The 20,473-nt window shown below is 61.3% G+C and carries 19 protein-coding genes; 7 read left to right on the forward strand and 12 right to left on the reverse strand.

Annotated features, from left to right (window positions below; genetic code table 11):
- Window positions 1-605 (reverse strand): TPM domain-containing protein (locus WH299_RS25090; RefSeq protein ID WP_339551602.1); only part of this gene is annotated, 605 nt, incomplete at its 3' end.
- Window positions 606-623: 18 nt separating this feature from the next.
- On the reverse strand, window positions 624-1,235 hold the full coding sequence (locus WH299_RS25095; protein ID WP_028619295.1) for a LemA family protein: 612 nt from the start codon (window positions 1,233-1,235) through the stop codon (window positions 624-626).
- A gap of 225 nt (window positions 1,236-1,460) precedes the next feature.
- Here WH299_RS25095 and bglX point away from each other — a divergent pair, with 225 nt between their 5' ends.
- On the forward strand, window positions 1,461-3,752 hold the full coding sequence (gene bglX / locus WH299_RS25100; RefSeq protein WP_339551603.1) for a beta-glucosidase BglX: 2,292 nt from the start codon (window positions 1,461-1,463) through the stop codon (window positions 3,750-3,752).
- A gap of 493 nt (window positions 3,753-4,245) precedes the next feature.
- On the opposite strand, the gene WH299_RS25105 is transcribed toward bglX, so the two are convergent.
- The 8 genes from WH299_RS25105 to WH299_RS25140 all read right to left on the reverse strand — a co-directional run bounded on the left by WH299_RS25105 (window position 4,246) and on the right by WH299_RS25140 (window position 12,995).
- A complete protein-coding gene (locus tag WH299_RS25105; RefSeq protein ID WP_122724791.1) occupies window positions 4,246-5,403 on the reverse strand; it encodes a phospholipase D-like domain-containing protein in 1,158 nt (385 codons plus the stop codon).
- A 1-nt stretch (window position 5,404) separates the two neighbouring features.
- Entirely contained in the window at window positions 5,405-5,995 is a 591-nt protein-coding gene (locus tag WH299_RS25110; RefSeq protein ID WP_016975110.1) for a YceI family protein, read from the reverse strand.
- 52 nt (window positions 5,996-6,047) lie between these two features.
- Window positions 6,048-6,806 carry an IclR family transcriptional regulator gene (locus WH299_RS25115; protein WP_028619291.1) on the reverse strand — a complete coding sequence of 253 codons (759 nt, stop codon included), beginning with the start codon at window positions 6,804-6,806 and terminating at the stop codon, window positions 6,048-6,050.
- A 64-nt stretch (window positions 6,807-6,870) separates the two neighbouring features.
- Window positions 6,871-8,313, reverse strand: a complete 1,443-nt coding sequence (locus WH299_RS25120) for an amidase (RefSeq protein WP_123476439.1) — start codon at window positions 8,311-8,313, stop codon at window positions 6,871-6,873.
- Window positions 8,310-9,620, reverse strand: coding sequence for a citrate-proton symporter (locus tag WH299_RS25125; protein ID WP_339551604.1), 1,311 nt, complete (start codon window positions 9,618-9,620; stop codon window positions 8,310-8,312). Before WH299_RS25125 ends, WH299_RS25120 begins: the two co-directional genes overlap by 4 nt.
- 59 nt (window positions 9,621-9,679) lie before the next feature.
- Window positions 9,680-10,855: a M20 aminoacylase family protein gene (locus WH299_RS25130; protein ID WP_339551605.1), complete on the reverse strand. Its 1,176-nt coding sequence runs from the start codon at window positions 10,853-10,855 to the stop codon at window positions 9,680-9,682.
- Between the two features lie 755 nt (window positions 10,856-11,610).
- Window positions 11,611-11,925, reverse strand: coding sequence for an amidase (locus WH299_RS25135; RefSeq protein ID WP_339551607.1), 315 nt, complete (start codon window positions 11,923-11,925; stop codon window positions 11,611-11,613).
- Window positions 11,922-12,995, reverse strand: coding sequence for a serine hydrolase domain-containing protein (locus tag WH299_RS25140; RefSeq protein ID WP_339551609.1), 1,074 nt, complete (start codon window positions 12,993-12,995; stop codon window positions 11,922-11,924). Before WH299_RS25140 ends, WH299_RS25135 begins: the two co-directional genes overlap by 4 nt.
- 186 nt (window positions 12,996-13,181) lie before the next feature.
- On the opposite strand from WH299_RS25140, the gene olsB reads away from it, so the two are divergent.
- Both olsB and WH299_RS25150 read left to right on the forward strand, forming a co-directional pair.
- Window positions 13,182-13,937, forward strand: coding sequence for an L-ornithine N(alpha)-acyltransferase (gene olsB / locus WH299_RS25145; RefSeq protein WP_003172415.1), 756 nt, complete (start codon window positions 13,182-13,184; stop codon window positions 13,935-13,937).
- Complete coding sequence (locus WH299_RS25150) at window positions 13,937-14,728, forward strand: lysophospholipid acyltransferase family protein (RefSeq protein WP_122724779.1); 792 nt, start codon at window positions 13,937-13,939, stop codon at window positions 14,726-14,728. Before olsB ends, WH299_RS25150 begins: the two co-directional genes overlap by 1 nt.
- 112 nt (window positions 14,729-14,840) lie before the next feature.
- On the opposite strand, the gene WH299_RS25155 is transcribed toward WH299_RS25150, so the two are convergent.
- Window positions 14,841-15,425 carry an acyl carrier protein phosphodiesterase gene (locus tag WH299_RS25155; protein WP_122724777.1) on the reverse strand — a complete coding sequence of 195 codons (585 nt, stop codon included), beginning with the start codon at window positions 15,423-15,425 and terminating at the stop codon, window positions 14,841-14,843.
- Between the two features lie 154 nt (window positions 15,426-15,579).
- Between WH299_RS25155 and WH299_RS25160 the strand changes: the two genes are divergently transcribed.
- Genes WH299_RS25160 through WH299_RS25170 form a run of 3 tightly spaced genes read left to right on the forward strand, consistent with a single transcriptional unit; the run spans window position 15,580 to window position 18,171 of the window.
- Window positions 15,580-15,906 carry an ArsR/SmtB family transcription factor gene (locus tag WH299_RS25160; RefSeq protein WP_016975101.1) on the forward strand — a complete coding sequence of 109 codons (327 nt, stop codon included), beginning with the start codon at window positions 15,580-15,582 and terminating at the stop codon, window positions 15,904-15,906.
- A 13-nt stretch (window positions 15,907-15,919) separates the two neighbouring features.
- Entirely contained in the window at window positions 15,920-17,086 is a 1,167-nt protein-coding gene (locus WH299_RS25165; RefSeq protein ID WP_038849807.1) for an MFS transporter, read from the forward strand.
- 29 nt (window positions 17,087-17,115) lie between these two features.
- Window positions 17,116-18,171 carry an alkene reductase gene (locus WH299_RS25170; RefSeq protein ID WP_122724773.1) on the forward strand — a complete coding sequence of 352 codons (1,056 nt, stop codon included), beginning with the start codon at window positions 17,116-17,118 and terminating at the stop codon, window positions 18,169-18,171.
- A 234-nt stretch (window positions 18,172-18,405) separates the two neighbouring features.
- On the opposite strand, the gene WH299_RS25175 is transcribed toward WH299_RS25170, so the two are convergent.
- A complete protein-coding gene (locus WH299_RS25175; RefSeq protein ID WP_010212311.1) occupies window positions 18,406-19,038 on the reverse strand; it encodes a TetR family transcriptional regulator in 633 nt (210 codons plus the stop codon).
- Window positions 19,039-19,324: 286 nt separating this feature from the next.
- Here WH299_RS25175 and WH299_RS25180 point away from each other — a divergent pair, with 286 nt between their 5' ends.
- Window positions 19,325-20,473: an efflux RND transporter periplasmic adaptor subunit gene (locus tag WH299_RS25180; RefSeq protein ID WP_028619280.1), complete on the forward strand. Its 1,149-nt coding sequence runs from the start codon at window positions 19,325-19,327 to the stop codon at window positions 20,471-20,473.

The following is a 20,473-nucleotide window of genomic DNA, read 5'->3' on the forward strand; positions in this document are numbered from 1 at the left end:
ACCGGCAGGCCCATGCGATTGCATAGCCACAACACGCCGATCAGCAGGATAAACAAGCCGATGGAAAACCCGGGATTATCCTTGGCAAAGTTGGCATCCGCCACATGGACCGGCACGGCCAGTGGCTCGCCGCCCACCACCTGCACCATCGCGGCCACGCCGTCGCTGATGCCTTTGCTGTAGTTGCCGGCCTTGAACGCCGGCGCAATCACTTGGTTAATGATCACCCACGACTGCGCATCCGTGAGTACACCTTCCAGCCCATAGCCGACTTCGATGCGCAATTTGCGCTCATCGCGGGCAACGATCAACAGCGCGCCGTTGTCCTTGCCCTTCTGGCCGATGCCCCACTCGCGGCCCAATTGGTAACCGAAGTCTTCAATGGGCACGCCTTGCAGGTCGGGCACGGTGACCACCACGATCTGGTCGCCGGACGTCTGCTCCAGTGCCTGCAACTGCTGGGTCAGTTGCTGGCGCGTGGCCGGGTCGATCATTTGGGCGTTGTCCACCACCCGCCCGGTCAGCGCCGGGAAGGTCAGCGCCGCCTGGGCCGCACCGACGCAGGCCAACAGCCACAGCGCCAGACCTATCCGTAATAAACGCATCGACACCTCAGTGCAGCCTTATTTGAACTTCACTTGCGGCGCTTTATCGGCATCGGCACTGGTGGCTTCAAACGTGGCGCGGATCGGCAAGTCGCTGTACATCACGCTGTGCCACAGGCGGCCAGGGAACGTACGGATCTCGGTGTTGTAGGCCTGCACCGCCTGGATAAAGTCGCGACGGGCCACGGCAATACGGTTTTCGGTGCCTTCAAGCTGTGATTGCAGGGCCAGGAAGTTCTGGTTGGCCTTCAGGTCCGGGTAGCGTTCGGAAACCACCATCAAACGGCTGAGTGCGCCGCTCAAGCCGTCCTGGGCCTGCTGGAACTGCTTGAGTTTTTCCGGGTTGTCGAGGGTGCTCGCATCCACCTGGATCGAAGTGGCCTTGGCCCGCGCTTCAATCACGGCGGTGAGGGTGTCTTGCTCATGGGCGGCGTAGCCCTTGACCACCTCCACCAGGTTGGGGATCAGGTCGGCGCGGCGTTGGTACTGGTTTTGCACCTGGCCCCAGGCGGCTTTGGCCTGTTCATCCAGTGTGGGAATGTTGTTGATGCCGCAACCGCTCAATACGGTACTAATCAGTAACAAAACTGCGGCTTTCACGCCCCAGCGGTAGCCTTGTGCTGCTTGCATGGTGTTTCTCCTGGCGAACCTTGGTGGAATGTGGCAACGGTAAGGCATAATCCGCTGCGGCGACTGGATTGCATCAGATCAATCAGCTAAAAAGATGCCCAGCACAAATAAGAGTTCAGAAGTGTGGTGCATTTTCTGCAATAACACTCGAACAACAACATATGTTCCCCACATTTTGGCAGATCAGCGCATTTTCGCTGTGCAGTGAGCCGAAAAAGGATATTCATGAAAAAGCTGTGTTTGCTCGGCCTTGTTGCCACTCTGGCCAGTCACCCCGTATGGGCAGAAACAAAGCCTGCTGCGCTTAAAGACAAGGAGGCCTTCGTCAGCGACCTGCTCAAGCAGATGACCCTGGATGAAAAGATCGGCCAATTGCGTCTGATCAGCATCGGCCCCGAGATGCCCCGCGAGCTGATCCGCAAGGAAATCGCCGCCGGCCGCATCGGTGGCACGTTCAACTCCATCACCCGCCCGGAAAACCGTCCAATGCAGGACGCGGCCATGCGCAGCCGCCTGAAGATCCCGATGTTCTTCGCCTACGACGTGATCCACGGCCACCGCACGATTTTCCCGATCAGCCTGGCCCTCGCGTCCAGCTGGGACATGGACGCCATCGGCCGCTCCGGGCGCATCGCCGCCCAGGAAGCCGCCGCCGACAGCCTCGACATCACCTTTGCGCCAATGGTCGACATCTCCCGCGACCCGCGCTGGGGCCGCACCTCCGAAGGCTTCGGTGAAGACACCTACCTGGTCTCGCGCATTGCCGAAGTGATGGTCAAGGCGTTCCAGGGCGTAAGCGCCGCGAATGCCGACAGCATCATGGCCAGCGTCAAGCACTTCGCCCTGTATGGCGCAGTGGAAGGCGGCCGCGACTACAACGTGGTCGACATGAGCCCGGTCAAGATGTACCAGGACTACCTGCCGCCTTACCACGCGGCCATCAAGGCCGGTTCCGGCGGCGTGATGGTGGCGTTGAACTCGATCAACGGCGTGCCCGCCACCGCCAACACCTGGCTGATGAACGACCTGCTGCGCAAGGACTGGGGCTTCAAGGGCCTGGCCGTCAGCGACCACGGCGCGATCTTCGAGCTGATCAAGCACGGCGTGGCCAAGGACGGACGTGAAGCCGCCAAGCTGGCGATCAAGGCCGGCATCGACATGAGCATGAACGACTCGCTGTATGGCAAGGAATTGCCGGGGCTGCTCAAGTCCGGCGAGATCGAACAGAGCGACATCGACAACGCCGTGCGCGAAGTGCTCGGCGCCAAGTACGACATGGGCCTGTTCAAGGACCCGTACCTGCGCATCGGCAAGGCCGAGGATGACCCGGCCGACACCTACGCCGAAAGCCGCCTGCATCGCGCCGAAGCCCGTGATATTGCACGCCGCAGCCTGGTCTTGCTGAAAAACCAGAACAACACCCTGCCGCTGAAAAAATCCGCGACCATCGCCCTGGTCGGCCCGCTGGCTAAAGCACCGATCGACATGATGGGCAGTTGGGCCGCCGCCGGTAAACCGGAACAATCGGTGACCCTGCTCGACGGTTTGAACGCGGTGATCGGCGAAAAAGGCAAGATCATCTATGCCCGTGGCGCCAACATCACCAACGACAAGGCCGTGGTCGACTACCTGAACTTCCTCAACTTCGATGCCCCGGAAGTGGTGGATGACACCCGCCCAGCCCAGGTGATGATCGACGAGGCCGTCAAAGCCGCCAAGGATGCCGATGTCGTAGTCGCTGCCGTGGGCGAATCACGTGGCATGTCCCACGAATCCTCCAGCCGCACCGACCTGAACATCCCGCAAAGCCAGCGCGACCTGATCAAGGCCCTGAAGGCCACCGGCAAGCCGCTGGTCCTGGTGCTGATGAACGGTCGTCCCCTGTCGATTCTCGAAGAGAACCAACAAGCCGACGCGATCCTGGAAACCTGGTTCGCCGGCACCGAAGGTGGCAACGCGATTGCCGACGTGCTGTTTGGTGACTACAACCCGTCGGGCAAGCTGCCGATCACCTTCCCACGTTCGGTGGGGCAGATTCCGACCTACTACAACCACCTGACCATCGGCCGGCCGTTCACCCCGGGCAAGCCGGGCAACTACACCTCGCAGTACTTCGATGACACCACAGGCCCCCTGTTCCCGTTTGGCTACGGCTTGAGCTACACCACGTTCAGTCTGTCGGACATGGCGCTGTCGTCCACTACCCTGAACAAGACCGGCAAGCTTGACGCCAGCGTGACCGTGACCAACACCGGCAAGGTGGACGGCGAAACCGTGGTGCAGTTGTATATCCAGGACGTGGCCGGCTCGATGATCCGCCCGATCAAGGAGCTGAAGAACTTCCAGAAGATCATGCTCAAGGCGGGTGAAGAGCGCACATTGCACTTCACCATCACCGAGGAAGACTTGAAGTTCTACAACACTCAGCTCAAGTTCGCGGCGGAACCGGGTGAGTTCAATGTGCAGATCGGGTTGGATTCCCAGGATGTGCAGCAACAGACCTTCGAACTGCTCTGATCTAAAGCTGTAAACACAGTCAATGTGGGAGCTGGCTTGCCTGCGATAGCGGTGGAAAATTCACCACTGCTATCGCAGCATAGGTATCAATACAACGTTGTCCCCCCCCAACACCAACCACGATGCGAAGCGAGCCGCTCTTGCTCTTGATGTTGATCCTGCTTTTGATCTCAGGCGCCCCGTCAAACACGCTGGCCCAAATCCCTGTCGGATTACGGGCACACCGAGCCTAGGCGAGGTGCCGAGTGTTGGGGCAAGAGCGTTTTGCTTACTTTTGACTGGGCCGGCATTCCGGCTGTTCAAAGGTGAGCCGCCGTAAGGGCGGCCCCCATAGCAGCCGTTACCCAAATAACGGATATGTACACCGCACCACCGCCATCGCTGGCAAGCCAGCTCCTACAGTTAGATCACGGGGTGACAGTTAGATTGTGGTCGCCAATAAGGCCGCCTTCGCAGGCAAGCCAGCTCCCACATTGGATTAGCGGCACTCTAACTAGCCCCGTCGGTCGAGCAAATTCACCACCAACCGATCAATCCACCCCCACACCCGCTGCTTCACCCGCCGCCACAACGGCCGCGACTTCCACGCCTCCAGGCTCACTGCCAGGCTCTGCTCGAAATCCCGCTCGAAACTGCCCACCACCGCCCGCGTCAATTCAGGGTCCAGCGCTTCCAGGTTGGCTTCCAGGTTGAAGCGCAAATTCCAGTGGTCAAAGTTGCAGGAGCCGATGCTCACCCAGTCGTCCACCAGCACCATTTTCAAGTGCAGAAAGCACGGCTGGTATTCAAAGATCTGCACACCCGCGCGCAGCAAGCGCGGGTAATAACGGTGCCCGGCGTAACGCACGGACGGGTGATCGGTACGCGGGCCGGTGAGCAGCAAGCGCACATCGACGCCGCGCCCGGCGGCACGGCGCAAGGCACGGCGCACGCTCCAGGTCGGCAGGAAGTACGGAGTAGCCAGCCAGATACGCTGCTGGCTGCTGTTCAAGGCGCGGATCAGCGATTGCAGGATATCCCGGTGCTGGCGGGCATCGGCATAGGCCACGCGCCCCAGGCCTGGGCCGGTGGCCGGCACCTTGGGCAAACGCGGCAAACCGAAATGAGTGGCGGGTTTCCACTCACGGCGCGCGGCATTGGCGTGCCATTGGCGATCGAACAGCGCCTGCCAATCCAGCACCAACGGGCCACTGATCTGCACCATCACTTCATGCCAGTCGGCGGTGTCCTGCCCCGGCGTCCAGAACTCATCTGTTACACCCGTGCCGCCGACCACTGCGATTACCTGGTCGATCAGCAACAGCTTGCGATGGTCACGATACAAGTTGCGCATCCAGCGGCGCCAACTCAGGCGATTGTAGAACCGCAACTCCACCCCGGCATCGGTCAGGCGTTTGCGCAGCCCGAGGGTAAACGCCAAGCTGCCGTAATCATCGAACAGGCAACGCACCCGCACACCGCGTTCGGCAGCCTGCACCAGGGCTTTAACCATTTCTTCAGCGCAGGCGCCGGCTTCGACCAGGTACAACTCCAGGTCAACCTGGCGCTCCGCCCGGGCAATGCCCACCAGCATCTGCGGGAAGAAATTCGGCCCGTCGATCAGCAATTCGAAACGGTTGGCGCTGCGCCAGGGGAACACCGCGCCGCTCATATCAGCGCGCCGTGAAGATCAGCACCGCACCCACCGGCACTGACAGACTGATCGACTTGAGCCCCGCCGCTTTGCGCAACGCCGCCACACCCGGCGCCAGGTCAAAGTCCTCGGCATGCATCACCAGCGGTTCCAGAGTCACTACCTGGAAGCGTCGGTCGTCCAACCGCGTGGCCAACAACTCGGCGCTGTAGGTTTGGGTTTTGCCGTGCAGGGTCACGGACAACGGCAGGCGCAACTCCAATTGTGCGCCGGGAGCCAAATCATTGATCGGCTGCAGGTTGATCTGCGCGTTGATCAGCGCATCGGGAAAGGTCTTGATCTCGAACAATTGATTGCGCATGCGCTCGTCACGCAGCGGGATGCCGCTGTTGACGGACTCCAGCTCCACCTCCAGTTGCGCCGCGCCCTTGCTGTCGACCTTGCCGTGCAACACCAGGAAGCGCTGCACTTCGGCAATTTCGGTGTTCTTGGTGGTGACGAACGACAGACGCGACGATTCGTTATCCAGATACCAGTCGGCATGGGCAGGCACAGCAGCGGCGGCCAACAGGGCGAAGGCCAGGGGTTTGATCACAGAAGCGTTGAACATTGAAGACTCGTGGGGCGAAAAACCTGAACGAACCTTAACCGGATCGCGAGGGTTACGCCAATGCGCGCTGCACTTCGCGCACCGTCTCTTCCAGGCTGGCCATGTGCAGGTTCAACACCCGCTCCACTGGCGCCTGATGCATCGGCCAATGCAGCGCCATGCTCCCAACCAGACGACCATTGACGCGCACCGGCAGGGCGACGGCGCGAATCAGAAACGGTAAACGCACCGGATACTCCCAATAACCCTCGGTGCGCTGGCCGAAGCCCTGGTGCTGGGTTTGCTCGCAGGCCTGGTATTGCTCGTCCGCCGCCACATGGTCGCGACCCGCCAACCGTTGCACCTCTTCGGCCGGCAATTGGGTGAGGCAGGCCTTGCCCATCGCGGAATGAAACAGGCTGGCGTGCTGGCCGACGATCTGGCAATTGTTCGGATAGAGCTTGCGCAACACGCTGGGGATCGCGCTCTCCATGACTTCCAGGCGCTCGCCGTCAAAGCAGGACAAATCCACCACCAGCCCGGTGCGTTCGCTGAGCTCCAGCAACCACGGCGCCGCGCTTTCCACGACTTGGCGCTTGAAGCGTTGCTGGGTGTCGCCGAACAGACGTTGAGCGCGCAGGCGGTAACGACGATCGCTCAAGCCGCGATAGACCCAGCCCTGCTCCTGCAACGTCAGCAACATGCGCGACACCGTGGCCTTGGGCAGGCGTGTGAGGTAGTGCAACTCCTCCAGCCCCAGAGCCTGGTGCGCGCCCAGCAACTCGACGATCGCCAGTGCGCGCTCGACCGAGCGTACGGTGCCTGTCTCCATGTTCGATCTCCCTGTTGCCGGTGGATGATCATTGTTCACAGCAAGATACAGGCCCGGTCGCAGCTCAACCCGTCGATGCCAGGCACGTCGGCGGCCGACGCTGCACCCATTGCGTCAGCTGTTCATGAGCATAGGCCAATTGCAGCACCGCCCGATCCGCCTGGGCCGGGCCGATGATCTGCACGCCCATGGGCAGGCCCTGGGGGTTAAAGCCCACCGGCACGCTCATGCTCGGCAGCCCGGCCAGGGTCGGGCCGATGACCCCTTCCATCCAGCGGTGGTAGGTGTCCATTTCACGCCCGCCAACGAGGCGCGGCCAGGGCTGCTGTGCATCGAAAGGGAACACTTGGGCGGTGGGCAGAAGCAGAAAATCGTAACGTTCGAACAGCTTGGCGAGGGCGCGATACCACTCGCTGCGATCCAGCGATGCCTGGTACACCTGCTGGGCCGTCAACCCCAGGCCACCCTCCACTTCCCATTGCGCTTCGGGCTTGAGCAGTGCGCGTTTCTGCGGGTTGGCGTAGGCCGCGCCGAGGTTGCCGTGCACCAGCCAGTGGCGATGCACCAACCAGCTGCGCCACAGCCGCGCCATGGAAAAGTCCGGCTGGCAGCTTTCCACCGTGCAGCCCAATGCAGTGAAATCGCCGAGGGCCGATTCGCACAGGCTCAGCACGCCGTCTTCCATTGGTAGATAGCCGTTGTAATCCCCCAGCCAGCCCAGGCGCGCCCCCTTGAAATCACGCTGCAAGGGCTGGCCGAACATCGCCGGGTCCTCCTTGGACGACAACGGCACTCGCGGGTCGTAACCCGCCTGGATGCTCAACAGCCGCGCCACATCCGTCACGCTGCGGCCCATCGGGCCTTCGGTGCCCAGTTGCTGCACGAACAGTTCCGGGGTCGGTCCGTAAGGCACTCGGCCTTGGGACGGGCGCAAGCCAAACACGTTATTGAACGCCGCCGGGTTGCGCAGCGAACCCATCATGTCGCTGCCGTCAGCCACCGGCAGCATGCGCAGTGCCAGGGCCACCGCCGCCCCGCCGCTGCTGCCGCCCGCGACGAGGCTGGGGTCGTAAGCATTGCCGGTGGTGCCGAACAGCGTGTTGTAGGTCTGCGAACCGAGGCCGAACTCCGGCACGTTGCTCTTGCCGATGATGATCGCGCCACTGCCCCGCACGCGCGCCACGCTGATGGCGTCTTCGCTGGGCACGTGCTCGGCGAACAGCGGAGAGCCCAAGGTGGTGCGCAAGCCTTGGGTAGCAGCAAGGTCCTTGATCGCCTGGGGCATGCCGTGCATCCAGCCGCGCGACTGGCCTTGGTCCAACTCGCGATCACGTACCCGCGCCTCGGCCAACACGTCATCAGCGTCGCGCAGCGACACCAGCGCATTCACGCTCGGATTGAAGCGCTGGATCTGCGCCAAATACGCCTGCATCACCTCTTCGCACGACACCTGCCGTGCGTGGATCGCCCGCGACAGTTCGGTGGCATCCCAATCAACAATACTCAAGGCTTCACCTCTTTGGAAAACGGCAGCGTTTTCTGTGCCCGCGGCGCCTCATGCATGCAGTAGGTGCCCAGCAGCGTCAGCACGCAAGCGAACAATACATAGAAGGAGGGCGCGACGGGCGTGCCCAGCACTTTGGTCAGCCAAGTGACGATCAGCGGCGCAAAACCGCCGAACACCATAACCGCCACGTTATAGGCGACCGATACACCGGTCGAGCGAACTTCGATGGGAAACTGCTCGGCCAGTGCGGTCGGCGCCGGGCCGAAGAACCCACCGATGGCGGTGCACAGCATCACTTGCATCACCAGCAGACGCTCGATGGACGGCGCGGCGGCGACCCAAACATACAGCGGATAGACCATCACAAAAAACGCCAGGGTGAACGCCATCAACACCGGCCGCCGTCCCAGGCGGTCCGACAACAAACCAGACAGCGGAATCACCACGGTCATCAGCGCCACCGCGAACATCTGCACCATCAACACCTGGTCCAGCGGCAGACCAAGGCTTTTGTGGGCGAAGGTCGGCATGTTCACCAGCACCACATAGAACGACACCGTCGCGCCACAGGCCAGGCCCATGGACACGAGGATGCTGCGCCGATGCTCGCGCACCACCTGCATCAGGCTCGGCGCCGGGCCGGTCGCCTGTTTGCGTGCCTCGATGAATTCTTCCGGGTCTTCCATGTGCCGACGAATCCACAGGCCCACCGGGCCAATCAGCAAACCGAACACGAACGGCAGACGCCAACCCCACAGGTCGAGGGTTTCCGGCGAAAAGAAGTGCGTGACCGCAGCCACCATCGCCGCGCCACCAAACACCGCCAGGCACTGCCCCACCAACTGCCAAGAGCCATATAAGCCCTTGCGATGGGCTGGCGCGCTTTCCACCAGGAACGCCGTAGCACTCGCGTATTCACCGCCGGTGGCAAACCCTTGAAGCATGCGCGCCACCACGATCAACAACGGCGCGCCCATGCCGATGGCGGCGTAGTTGGGCGCAAAGGCGATCAACGCGATGGACACGGTCATCAGCCGGATAATCAACTGCATCGCGGCCTTGCGGCCTTTGCGGTCGGAATACATCCCCAGCAGGATGCCCCCCACCGGGCGCATGAAAAAGCCCACGCCGAAAGTGGCCAAGGCCATCAACAGCGAGGCGTACTCGTCATCAGAAGGAAAAAACTGTCGGGCAATGATGCTCGCCAGAAAGCCGTAGACAATGAAGTCATACCATTCCAGCGCATTGCCGATCACGGCCGCCACCACTTGGCGGGTGCGGGACACACCTGGTTTTGCAGTCTGCATGAGGAACACTCCATTCAACCGATCGAGGGAAAGGGTCCAGCGGCAGAAAAAGAAGGTCGTCAAGCAGGCTTGAGCCAGCTCTCGGCCAGCGCGCCCCAGTAGGCGGCGCCAGTCAGCAGGATGTCGTCGTTGAAGTCATAGGCGGGGTTATGCACCATCGGCCGCGACACGCCGTTGCCGATGAACAGATAGCTGCCGGGGCAGCGTTGCAGCATCCAGGCGAAGTCTTCGCTGCCCATCAGCGTACGGGTGTTGCCGTCCACCGCGTCGGCGCCGAGCAAGGCGACGCCGACCTGGCGGGCGAATTCGGTTTCTTCGACGTGATTGACCAGCACCGGATAGGCCGGGCGGTGTTCGATCTGCACCGTGCAGCCAAAGCTGGCGGCCTGGGTGTGGATGATGGCGAACACCCGCTCCAGCATCTGCTCACGCACCTTGGGATTGAGCGCGCGCAGGCTCAGACGCAACAGCGCCTGCTGGGGAATCACGTTGGCGGCCTGGCCCGCTTGCAGGGCACCGACGGTGACCACGGCAGCTTCCTGGGTGTCGATATTGCGCGCCACCACTGTCTGCAACGCCATGACCATGCTCGCCGCCGCCACCAACGGGTCCACCGTCAGATGCGGCATGGAACCGTGACCACCAACACCTTCAAGGGTCACGGTGAGCAAGTCTTGCGAAGCCATCATTGGCCCTACGCGCAACCCCAGATGCCCCGCCGGCAGCCCCGGCATGTTGTGCATACCAAACAAGCCATCGCAGGGGAAACGCTCCAGCAAACCGTCAGCCAGCATGGCTTCGGCGCCGCCCTGGCCCTCTTCGGCGGGTTGGAAGATCAGGTTCAAAGTGCCATCAAATTGCCGCGTGGCTGCCAGGTAGCGCGCTGCGCCGAGCAGCATGGTGGTGTGGCCGTCATGCCCACAGGCGTGCATGCAACCGGCGTGTTGGCTGGTGTAGGACGCGCCGGTGTTTTCGATGATGGGCAAGGCGTCCATGTCGGCACGGATGCCCAGGGTGCGCGAACTGCTGCCATTGCGCAGCACGCCCACCACGCCGGTCTTGCCGATGCCGGTGTGCACCTCATAGCCCCAGTCTTTCAGGGATTTGGCGACGAGGGCACTGGTGCGGTTTTCTTCAAAGCCCAGTTCAGGATGGGCGTGAATGTCCTGGCGCACGGCGTGCAAATCGCCGGCAACGTCGCTGAGCCAATCCAGGATGTGCTGGTGTGGGCGCATGGTGATTCTCCTCACAGGCGGGTGTTCCCGTTCTTGTTTGCTGCACATCGCCAGCTAACCGCGATGTGGGCAGGAGGACAATCAAAGGTGGTTCCACTCTGTGGAACCTTGCGGCATTACATGGTTTTCCTGAAGCTTGCCTCTCTCTGTGGTGAGCAAGCTTGCTTGCGTCGGAGGGGGAAGTGCCGCCAAAAACCAGGCGGCCAAAAATCATGAATAACCGGGTCGAATCTTGTGTAAGGAAAGCGTGCTAGAGGGCATTATTTTTTCTGTACAACCACATCAAATAGAACCCACCAAGGGGAACGGCGAAGACAAAATAGAACAGCCATAACAGTGTGTGCCCACCATGGGATGCAGCCGTCTTCAATGGATCCGACCCCCAAAAGCGTTTCCCAGTAACACTGAAGACAATGTTTTCTACTGCGCGCCTTGAGAACGGGAACAAAAGTGCATTAGCCCCGCAGATAGAAATATAAACAGCAGCGTTATCGCTCGACCGGAAACCATAAGCGCTCAAACAGAATAAAAACAATCCAATCATCAAGCCCTCAAAAAAATGGCTTTTCTCCATGCCCATTCGCATTCTTATCATCCTGAAGTAATGTTGAGCCACACGCGTTAGAGCCAGAAACATCCGCTCTGCATATGAAGGGCCGCAACCCATGTCATCGGCCACCTGCAAGATTACTACATGCGCGCGGCATCAAAATCAGGACGCTGCACGTTGCGCTTGAAACGTGCGAAGGTAAATCCTACGGCAGCAGGCGACACCCCTGCCGCTCCCCCAACCACCGCGCCATATGCGTGCGCCCCAACCCACTCGCCGTCACCTCACTGCGCTCCGGGTTATCCCTGAATGCACTCGTCGGCACGTACTGCTTCACATACCCCCGGCAATACTCCGCCGGGTTGTTCGCCACATAGCGGCACGAGCAGTACTCCTTGGCGGTGTAGGCCGCGATGATGTCGGGGAAGGCTTGCAGGTTGACGCGTTCGTGCCAGAGCCAACCCAGCAAGGCGAGCAACAACAGCAGAAACAGACTGGTAACCGGCCGACGGCGGATCATGGTTGCACCGCCGCGAGTACGCGCTTGAGCAGTTCGTTATGGCGATAGCTGCCGTCGCGATCATCGCCATAACGCACGATGACCAAGTGTTCGTCGGGCATCACGTACAACGCCTGCCCCCAATGACCGAGGGCGGCGAAGGTGTCGGCGGGAGCATCGGGCCAGGGTCGTGACGCGCCTTTATTGAGCCACCAATGACCACCGGGGACGGCTTCGTCCTGGCCGGGTTTGTATTTATCGAAGGGCTGGCGATTAAAGACGACCCAGTCTTTCGGCAGCAGTTGTTGATCGCCCCAGCGACCGTCCCGCGCCATCAGCAAACCGACACGCGCCAAGTCGCGAGCGGTGAGGTAGGCATAGGACGAGGCGACGAAGGTTTCATCGGCGTCGGTCTCCCAGGTGGCATTGCGAATGCCCAAGGGCTTGAACAGCGCATCCCACGGGTAACTCATATAGGCCTTGTGCCCAAGCATGCCTTTAAGAGTGGCGGACAGGATATTGGTGTCGCCGCTGGAATAACGGAACACCTGGCCCGGTGCAGTAGCGGCCTCGGTGTCGGCGGCAAAGTCGGCCATGTCGCCGCGGCCTCGGGTGTAGAGCATCGCCACCACCGAGGATTTCAGCGGCGCGTATTCGTAATCTTCCTGCCAGTCGAGGCCCGAGGCCCAGTGCAGCAAGTCGGCCATGGTCACGGCCGGGTGCTGTTTCATCGGCGGGTAAAAGCGCGCGGCGGGGTCAGTGAGTTTGAAGCGGTTATCGCCGTAGGCCACGCCCAGTACGGTCGCCATCAGGCTTTTGCTGACCGACCAGGTGAGGTGCGGGGTGCTGGCGGTGGTGGGTGCTGCGTAGCGTTCGTAGATCACCTCGCCATCGCGAATCACCAGCAACGCATCGGTGCGAATGCCTTTGCGGGTGGCGTCGTCGCGCGCCGGGAAGGCGTAGGCCTCCAGGGCATCAACAGCGGGACCCGAGAGCGGTGTGCCCTTGGCCCAGTCTTTATCGGGCCATGTTTCGGCGTGGGCGGTAACGGTGACGAACAGCAGGGCAACGTACAACAGGCCTCTGACCATGGACGCAGACTCAAGGGGGCATTCAAGCCCGCGAGCCTAGCCGAGGGTGATGACAGATTTGCGACAGCGCGGGCTGTCATCCAAGCGTCACCATAACTTCATGGAGATGACACCGAGCCTACATAGCCTGAGTTTGGACAACAAAGTCGACCGGCCGAAATCGTGGCCGGCACTCGGAGACTCGCCATGACTCAGATCGCCCGCATCAGCGACACCGGCAATGAACGCCGTCTGCAAGCCGAACGCCTGGTTGGCGCGCAGGCGTTGCAGGAAGCCCAGGCCCTGCGGTTCAACGTGTTCAGCGGCGAATTCAACGCCAAGCTGAAAGGCGCGGAACTGGGCCTGGACATGGATGACTATGATGTTCACTGCAGCCATATCGGCGTGCGGGACTTGAACAGCGGTCGACTGGTGGCCACCACCCGTTTGCTGGACCACCAGGCTGCCAGCACCCTGGGTCGGTTCTACAGTGAAGAAGAATTCAGCCTGCATGGCTTGCTCCATCTGCAAGGCCCGATCCTGGAAATCGGCCGCACCTGCGTCGACCCGGCCTACCGCAACGGCGGCACCATCGCCGTGTTGTGGGGCGAATTGGCCGAAGTGCTCAACCAGGGCGGCTACAGCTACCTGATGGGTTGCGCGAGCATCCCGATGCACGATGGCGGCATCCAGGCCCACGCAATCATGCAGCGCCTGCGTGAACGCTACCTGTGCAACGAACACCTGCGCGCCGAACCGAAAAAACCACTGCCGGCGCTGGACCTGCCGTCCAACGTGATCGCCGAGATGCCGCCATTGCTCAAGGCGTACATGCGCCTGGGTGCGAAGATCTGCGGCGAGCCGTGCTGGGATGAGGATTTCCAGGTGGCCGACGTGTTCATCCTGCTCAAGCGCGATGAGCTGTGCCCGCGTTACGCGCGCCACTTCAAGGCTGCAATGTGATGAGCCGCCTGCGGGTTTACGGGCGCATTGCCCGCGTGCTGGTGGTGGTGGCGCTGGGCTTGAGCATGGCCAGCGTGTTTGGGGTATTCGAGCGCATGGGCATCGCCAATTCGATGGTGCGGCGCCAGCGTTGGTCGCGGTTTTTCATGGCGCGACTGACCAGCGCCCTGCCCTTTCGCGTGACGGTGCACGGTGAGTTGCCGACGCAGCCGATGCTGTGGGTGAGCAATCACGTGTCCTGGACCGATATTCCGCTGCTGGGCGCCGTGGCGCCGATGTCATTCCTGTCCAAGGCCGAAGTGCGCACCTGGCCGGTGGCAGGTTGGTTGGCGGCCAAGGCTGGCAGCTTGTTTATCCGCCGGGGTTCGGGCGACAGCCAGTTGATCCGCAAGCAGATGACGCGCCACTTGGAGCAAGAGCATCCGTTGCTGATGTTCCCGGAAGGCACCACCACCGACGGGCGCAGCCTGCGCACCTTCCACGGGCGCTTGCTGGCCAGTGCGATCGATGCGGATGTGTCGCTGCAACCGGTGGCGATCCGTTATCTGCGTGACGGCCAAGTCGACCCGCTGGCGCCTTTTATTGGCGACGATGATTTGCTCTCGCACCTGATGCGCTTGTTTGCCAACGACCAGGGCGATGTGGAAATCCATGTGCTCAAGCCGATTGCCTGCGCCGGGCAGGAACGTGCGGCACTGGCGTATCAGGCGCAGCAGGCAGTGCAGAAGGCGTTGTTTGGGCCGTTGCCGGAAGCAGAAGAGGTTGATGCACGGCCGGCATTCGCCGCTTGAATTAAGTGAACACCGATCAAAATGTGGGAGCTGGCTCGCCTGCGATAGCGGTGGGTCAGCAATACATGTATCAACTGGCAGGCTGCAGTCGCAGGCAAGCCAGCTCCCACATTCAGACCTGAGTAGTGAGTTGAGCTTGTGCAAATTTTTGCAGTTCGGGGTAGAACACCCGGAAGTCTTCGCTCAACGGCTCATACAGCTCGCGCAACTCCTGCATTGCAAACCCCAGCTCTTCTGGCTGCGTCAACCGCCGGGAGATCCCCCGCAACACCTGCTCCATCACCGCAAACTCGCGGTACGAACCCAACCAATCATCTGCCGCCATATACGGCGCAATCTGCGCCAGCCGCCCCGGCAACTGCGGCTCGGCCGCCAGCACGCGGTACACCTGCGACGTAAACCGCTCCAAGGGCTGGTCGGCATACAAGGCCCAGTCCCGCGCCAGGCAGTGGTCGAAAAACACATCGAGGACGATCCCGGCATAACGCCTGCGGGTCAGGCTGAAGCGTGACAACGCCTCCCCCACCAGCGGGTGGCTGTCGGTGAAGCGGTCGATGGAACGATGCAGCTGGATCGCCGATTCGATTTGCGGGCTGAACTGGCCCTGCAGGCGACCTTTGACGAAATCGCCATAGAGGCTGCCCAGCAGTTGCGCAGGAAGTTGGCCGCCCAGGTGCAGATGTGCGAGATAATTCATGGTGCGCAGTCTACCACTGCCCTCAACGTATCGTTATAACCCGATATACCGATTGAGCCTAGGCTCAGACCAAAATCATATTGGTCTATCGGGATAGACCGATATAAAGTTCGCCTCATCGCGATATAACGCTGCAAGACACCGAGCACCTGCCATGTCCATCGACCTCGACGAAATAATAAAAGCCCTGGCGCACCCAGTACGACGAGACATCCTCACCTGGCTGAAAGACCCGAAAGTGCAATTCCCCGAACAACTGCACAACCACGAATACGGCATCTGCGCCGGGCAGATCGACCAGCGCTGCGGCTTGTCCCAGTCGACCGTGTCGGCCCACCTGGCCACCCTGCAACGCGCCGGGTTGATCAGCAGCCAGAAGGCCGGCCAGTGGCACTTTTTCAAACGCAACGAGGACACCATCCAGGCCTTCCTCGCGGCGCTCACCACCGAACTCAGCGCGCACGACAGCGCCGCGTTGTAACAAGGAAACGCTAATGCCCCTCTCGCTACTCATACTGGCCCTCAGCGCCTTCGCCATCGGCACCACCGAGTTCGTCATCATGGGCTTGTTGCCCGATGTGGCGGCGGACTTGGGTGTGTCGATTCCCGGCGCCGGCTGGCTGGTGACCGGCTACGCCCTGGGCGTGGCCATCGGCGCACCCTTCATGGCACTGGCCACCGCCAAACTGCCACGCAAGGCGGCGCTGGTAGCGTTGATGGGCATCTTCATTATCGGCAACCTACTCTGCGCCCTGGCCAGTGACTACAACGTGCTGATGTTTGCCCGTGTGGTCACCGCGCTGTGCCACGGTGCATTCTTTGGGATTGGTTCAGTGGTAGCGGCCAACCTGGTGCCGGCCAACAAACGGGCTTCGGCCGTGGCCTTGATGTTCACCGGTCTGACCCTGGCCAATGTGCTCGGCGTGCCGCTGGGTACGGCACTGGGCCAGGAAGCCGGCTGGCGCTCGACCTTCTGGGCGGTGACGGTGATTGGTGTGGTGGCGTTGATCGGCCTGATCCGCTTCCTGCCGGCCAAGCGTGATGAAGAGAAACTCGACATGCGCGCCGAACTGGCCGCCCTCAAAGGCGCCGGGATCTGGCTGTCGTTGAGCATGACCGCGCTGTTTGCCGCGTCCATGTTCACCCTCTTCACCTACGTCGCGCCGCTGCTGGGCGATGTCACCGGCGTGTCGCCCAAAGGCGTGACCTGGACCCTGCTGTTGATCGGCCTGGGCCTCACTGTGGGCAACATCATCGGCGGCAAGCTGGCGGACAAGCGCCTGGCGGCCACTCTGATCGGCGTATTCATCAGCATGGCGGTGGTCTCCACGGCACTGACCTGGACCAGCGTCGCCGTGATCCCGACCGAAATCACCCTGTTCCTGTGGGCCACCGCGTCGTTCGCCGCCGTGCCTGCGTTGCAGATCAACGTGGTGACCTTCGGCAAGGCCGCACCGAACCTGGTGTCCACCCTGAACATCGGCGCGTTCAACATCGGCAATGCCCTCGGCGCCTGGGTCGGTGGCAGTGTAATTGCCCACGGTTTCGGCCTGACCAGCGTGCCCTTGGCCGCAGCGGCCCTGGCGATCCTCGCGCTGTTGGTGACCCTGATTACTTTCCGTCAGAGCGGCGATGCCGACCTGGCCCCCGCGACTAACTGATCCACTTCAAAGACAAAGGTGCTTTCCCCATGACGACTATTTTCGATCCGATCAAACTGGGCGACCTGGAACTGTCGAACCGCATCATCATGGCGCCGCTGACCCGCTGCCGTGCCGACGCCGGTCGCGTGCCCAACGCGCTGATGGCCGAGTACTACGTGCAACGCGCCTCCGCCGGGCTGATCCTCAGCGAAGCCACCTCCGTGACGCCGCTGGGCGTGGGTTACCCGGACACCCCAGGTATCTGGTCCAACGACCAGGTGCGCGGCTGGGCCAACGTCACCAAGGCGATTCATGGCGCGGGCGGCAAGATCTTCCTGCAACTGTGGCACGTGGGGCGTATTTCCCATGAATCGTACCTGAGCGGCGAAAGCCCAGTGGCCCCGAGCGCGATCCAGCCTAAAGGCCACGTCAGCCTGGTGCGCCCATTGGCCAACTACCCGACGCCACGCGCCCTGGAAACCGCTGAAATCGCCGACATTGTCGACGCCTACCGCACCGGTGCCGAGAATGCCAAGGCCGCCGGTTTCGACGGCGTGGAAATCCACGGCGCCAACGGTTACCTGCTCGACCAGTTCCTGCAGAGCAGCACCAACAAGCGCACCGACCAGTACGGCGGCTCCCTGGAAAATCGTGCACGCCTGCTGCTGGAAGTGACCGACGCGGCCATCGAAGTCTGGGGCGCTGGCCGCGTGGGTGTGCACCTGGCACCGCGCGCCGACTCCCATGACATGGGCGATGACAACTTGGCGGAAACCTTTACCTACGTTGCCAGCGAACTGGGCAAGCGTGGCATCGCGTTTATCTGCTCCCGTGAGAAAGAAGCCGGCGACAGCCTCGGTCCACAACTCAAGAAGGCTTTCGGCGGCGTGTACATCGCCAACGAACGCTTCACCAAGGACAGCGCCAACGCCTGGCTGGCCGAAGGCAAAGCCGATGCCGTGGCGTGGGGCGTGCCGTTCATTGCCAACCCGGATTTGCCAGCGCGCTTGAAAGCTGACGCGCCGTTGAATGAAGCCCGCCCAGATACTTTCTATAGCAAAGGCCCAGTGGGTTACATCGACTATCCGACCCTGGCGCTGTGATGTAAAAAGCTGAAACGAAAAAGCCCCGGTTCGAAGGAACCGGGGCTTTTTCATGGACGCTGGGTAACATTCCTTCACAGCCCTGCAACAAAATCGCTACAAAATACTTAGGCGGCTACCTATCAACCCGCCGCCAGCCCGTATATAAAGTCACCCCACCGATCAGGCGGAAGGACGATTGACTGTCCTTGGGCTTTACTGTTGACACAACCTGATGCAATTACGCATTTTGTCTCAATTGCGCAGGCTGGGGCTCCAGCGCAGCATGTCCAGCCCGGCATCCACCCAGCGTTCGGCTTCCTGATGCAGTTGGAAGCTGTCGGGGACCAGCAGCCACTGGCCGATCAGCCCGTTGATGTAGGCGTGGATGCACACCGCGCCACGGGTGGTATCGAGGTTTTCCGGCAGTTGCCCGCGATGGACCGCGTTACGCAAGGTCAGGCCGATGCGCAGGTTGCACTCCAGGCTATGGGTCTGACGTTGGCGACGCATATCGCACATTTCATCGGTGAATTCGCACTTATGGAACAAGATCTCGTTGATGCGCCGGGTTTTCGGGTCCAGGGCCACTTGATGAAACAAATGAATCAACAGCTTGCGCATGCAGCCCAGCGGGTCGAGTTCATCCTCGCTTTCACTCGCCCTGGCCAACTCGTCCAGCGGCTCATGCAGCGTGTCGAGCAACGCCTGGAGCAAATCGGATTTATTGCTGAAATGCCAGTAGATGGCACCCCGCGTCACACCGGCCAGCGCGGCGATGTCCGCCAGCGTGGTCCGCGCGACGCCGCGCTCATAGAAGGCTTGCTCGGCGGCTTGAAGAATCTGGCTGCGCGTTTCCTGAGCTTCCTCTTTGGTGCGACGAACCATGGCAGTACAACCTCAATCAGGACACTTGAGACTATCGTTAACGCAGAATTAACCGTCGGTAACGATCATCCGAATATTTGTGGGACGACACCGTCATGGGTGCCGAACGTAATGAAATCGAGGCTTTGGGCGTTGCTTTGTCAACATTCCGCGCAGCCTGTCAAGAGTTTACAAACAACCATGAACGTAAGTATATTGCGTAGCAAGCTACTTATCCAGTCAGTGCTTGTTTTTTACCCTTCCACACTTCTTGTGCGCACTCTGCGCGCCTGACCCGAGGATCTTCATGCAACTTAAGCCAGCTGTTACCGCTCTGGTCACTGCCGTCGCCCTGGCATCGCTGCTCAGCGGATGTAAAAAGGAAGAAGCGGCTCCGCCCGCTCAAACCCCTCAGGTCGGCGTGGTCACCATTCAACCGCAAGCCTATACCCTGACGTCCGAGCTGCCAGGCCGCACCACCGCCTACCGCATCGCGGAAGTTCGCCCACAGGTCAACGGCATCATTCTCAAGCGCCTGTTCAAGGAAGGCGGCGACGTGAAGGAAGGGCAACAGCTCTACCAGATCGACCCGTCGGTGTACGACGCCACCCTCAAAAGCGCACAAGCCAGCCTGACCCAGACCAAGTCCATCTCCGACCGCTACAAGCAGTTGGTCGATGAACAAGCCGTCAGCCGCCAGGAATACGACACCGCCGTCGCCAACCGCATGACTGCGGAAGCAAACGTTCAAACGGCCCAGATCAACGTGCGTTACACCAAAGTATTCGCGCCGATCTCCGGGCGTATCGGCCGTTCTTCGGTGACCGAAGGCGCGCTGGTCAGCAATGGCCAGACCGATGCCATGGCCGTGATCCAGCAACTGGACCCGATCTACGTCGACGTCACGCAGTCTTCGGCCGAAATGCTGAAACTGCGCCGTGACCTGGAAAGCGGCCAACTGGAAAAAGCCGGCGCCAACGCCGCCAAGGTCAAGCTGACCCTGGAAGACGGCAGCGACTACGGCCAGGACGGCAAGCTTGAATTCTCCGAAGTGTCGGTTGACCAGACCACCGGTTCCGTGACCCTGCGCGCCGTGTTCCCCAACCCTGACCACACGCTGCTGCCGGGCATGTTCGTACACGCCCAACTGCAAGCCGGCGTGAACAGCAAAGCCATCCTGGCCCCCCAACAAGGCGTGACCCGCGATATCAAAGGTATCCCGACCGCCATGGTGGTGAACAAGGACAACAAGGTCGAGCAGCGTCAACTGGTGGCCAACCGCACTGCCGGCGCCTACTGGCTGGTGGAAAAAGGCCTGAACGCCGGTGACCGCGTGATCACCGAAGGCCTGCAATTCATCAAGCCGGGCATCGAAGTCAAGGTCAAGGACGCCGACAACGCCAAGCCTGCCGGTTCTGCTCCAGCTCCTGCTGCCGCTGCTGGCCAGGGGGAGTAA

This window comes from Pseudomonas sp. MYb541, from assembly GCF_037479595.1.
GTDB classification, from domain to species: Bacteria; Pseudomonadota; Gammaproteobacteria; order Pseudomonadales; family Pseudomonadaceae; genus Aquipseudomonas; species Aquipseudomonas canadensis.

Coding starts and splice junctions, on each gene's coding strand:
- WH299_RS25095 (WP_028619295.1), bottom strand. CDS start 1,235: ATGCAAGCAGCACAAGGCTACCGCTGGGGCGTGAAAGCCGCAGTTTTG.
- bglX (WP_339551603.1), top strand. CDS start 1,461: ATGAAAAAGCTGTGTTTGCTCGGCCTTGTTGCCACTCTGGCCAGTCAC.
- WH299_RS25105 (WP_122724791.1), bottom strand. CDS start 5,403: ATGAGCGGCGCGGTGTTCCCCTGGCGCAGCGCCAACCGTTTCGAATTG.
- WH299_RS25110 (WP_016975110.1), bottom strand. CDS start 5,995: ATGTTCAACGCTTCTGTGATCAAACCCCTGGCCTTCGCCCTGTTGGCC.
- WH299_RS25115 (WP_028619291.1), bottom strand. CDS start 6,806: ATGGAGACAGGCACCGTACGCTCGGTCGAGCGCGCACTGGCGATCGTC.
- WH299_RS25125 (WP_339551604.1), bottom strand. CDS start 9,620: ATGCAGACTGCAAAACCAGGTGTGTCCCGCACCCGCCAAGTGGTGGCG.
- WH299_RS25130 (WP_339551605.1), bottom strand. CDS start 10,855: ATGCGCCCACACCAGCACATCCTGGATTGGCTCAGCGACGTTGCCGGC.
- WH299_RS25135 (WP_339551607.1), bottom strand. CDS start 11,925: ATGATCCGCCGTCGGCCGGTTACCAGTCTGTTTCTGCTGTTGTTGCTC.
- WH299_RS25140 (WP_339551609.1), bottom strand. CDS start 12,995: ATGGTCAGAGGCCTGTTGTACGTTGCCCTGCTGTTCGTCACCGTTACC.
- olsB (WP_003172415.1), top strand. CDS start 13,182: ATGACTCAGATCGCCCGCATCAGCGACACCGGCAATGAACGCCGTCTG.
- WH299_RS25150 (WP_122724779.1), top strand. CDS start 13,937: ATGAGCCGCCTGCGGGTTTACGGGCGCATTGCCCGCGTGCTGGTGGTG.
- WH299_RS25155 (WP_122724777.1), bottom strand. CDS start 15,425: ATGAATTATCTCGCACATCTGCACCTGGGCGGCCAACTTCCTGCGCAA.
- WH299_RS25160 (WP_016975101.1), top strand. CDS start 15,580: ATGTCCATCGACCTCGACGAAATAATAAAAGCCCTGGCGCACCCAGTA.
- WH299_RS25165 (WP_038849807.1), top strand. CDS start 15,920: ATGCCCCTCTCGCTACTCATACTGGCCCTCAGCGCCTTCGCCATCGGC.
- WH299_RS25170 (WP_122724773.1), top strand. CDS start 17,116: ATGACGACTATTTTCGATCCGATCAAACTGGGCGACCTGGAACTGTCG.
- WH299_RS25175 (WP_010212311.1), bottom strand. CDS start 19,038: ATGGTTCGTCGCACCAAAGAGGAAGCTCAGGAAACGCGCAGCCAGATT.
- WH299_RS25180 (WP_028619280.1), top strand. CDS start 19,325: ATGCAACTTAAGCCAGCTGTTACCGCTCTGGTCACTGCCGTCGCCCTG.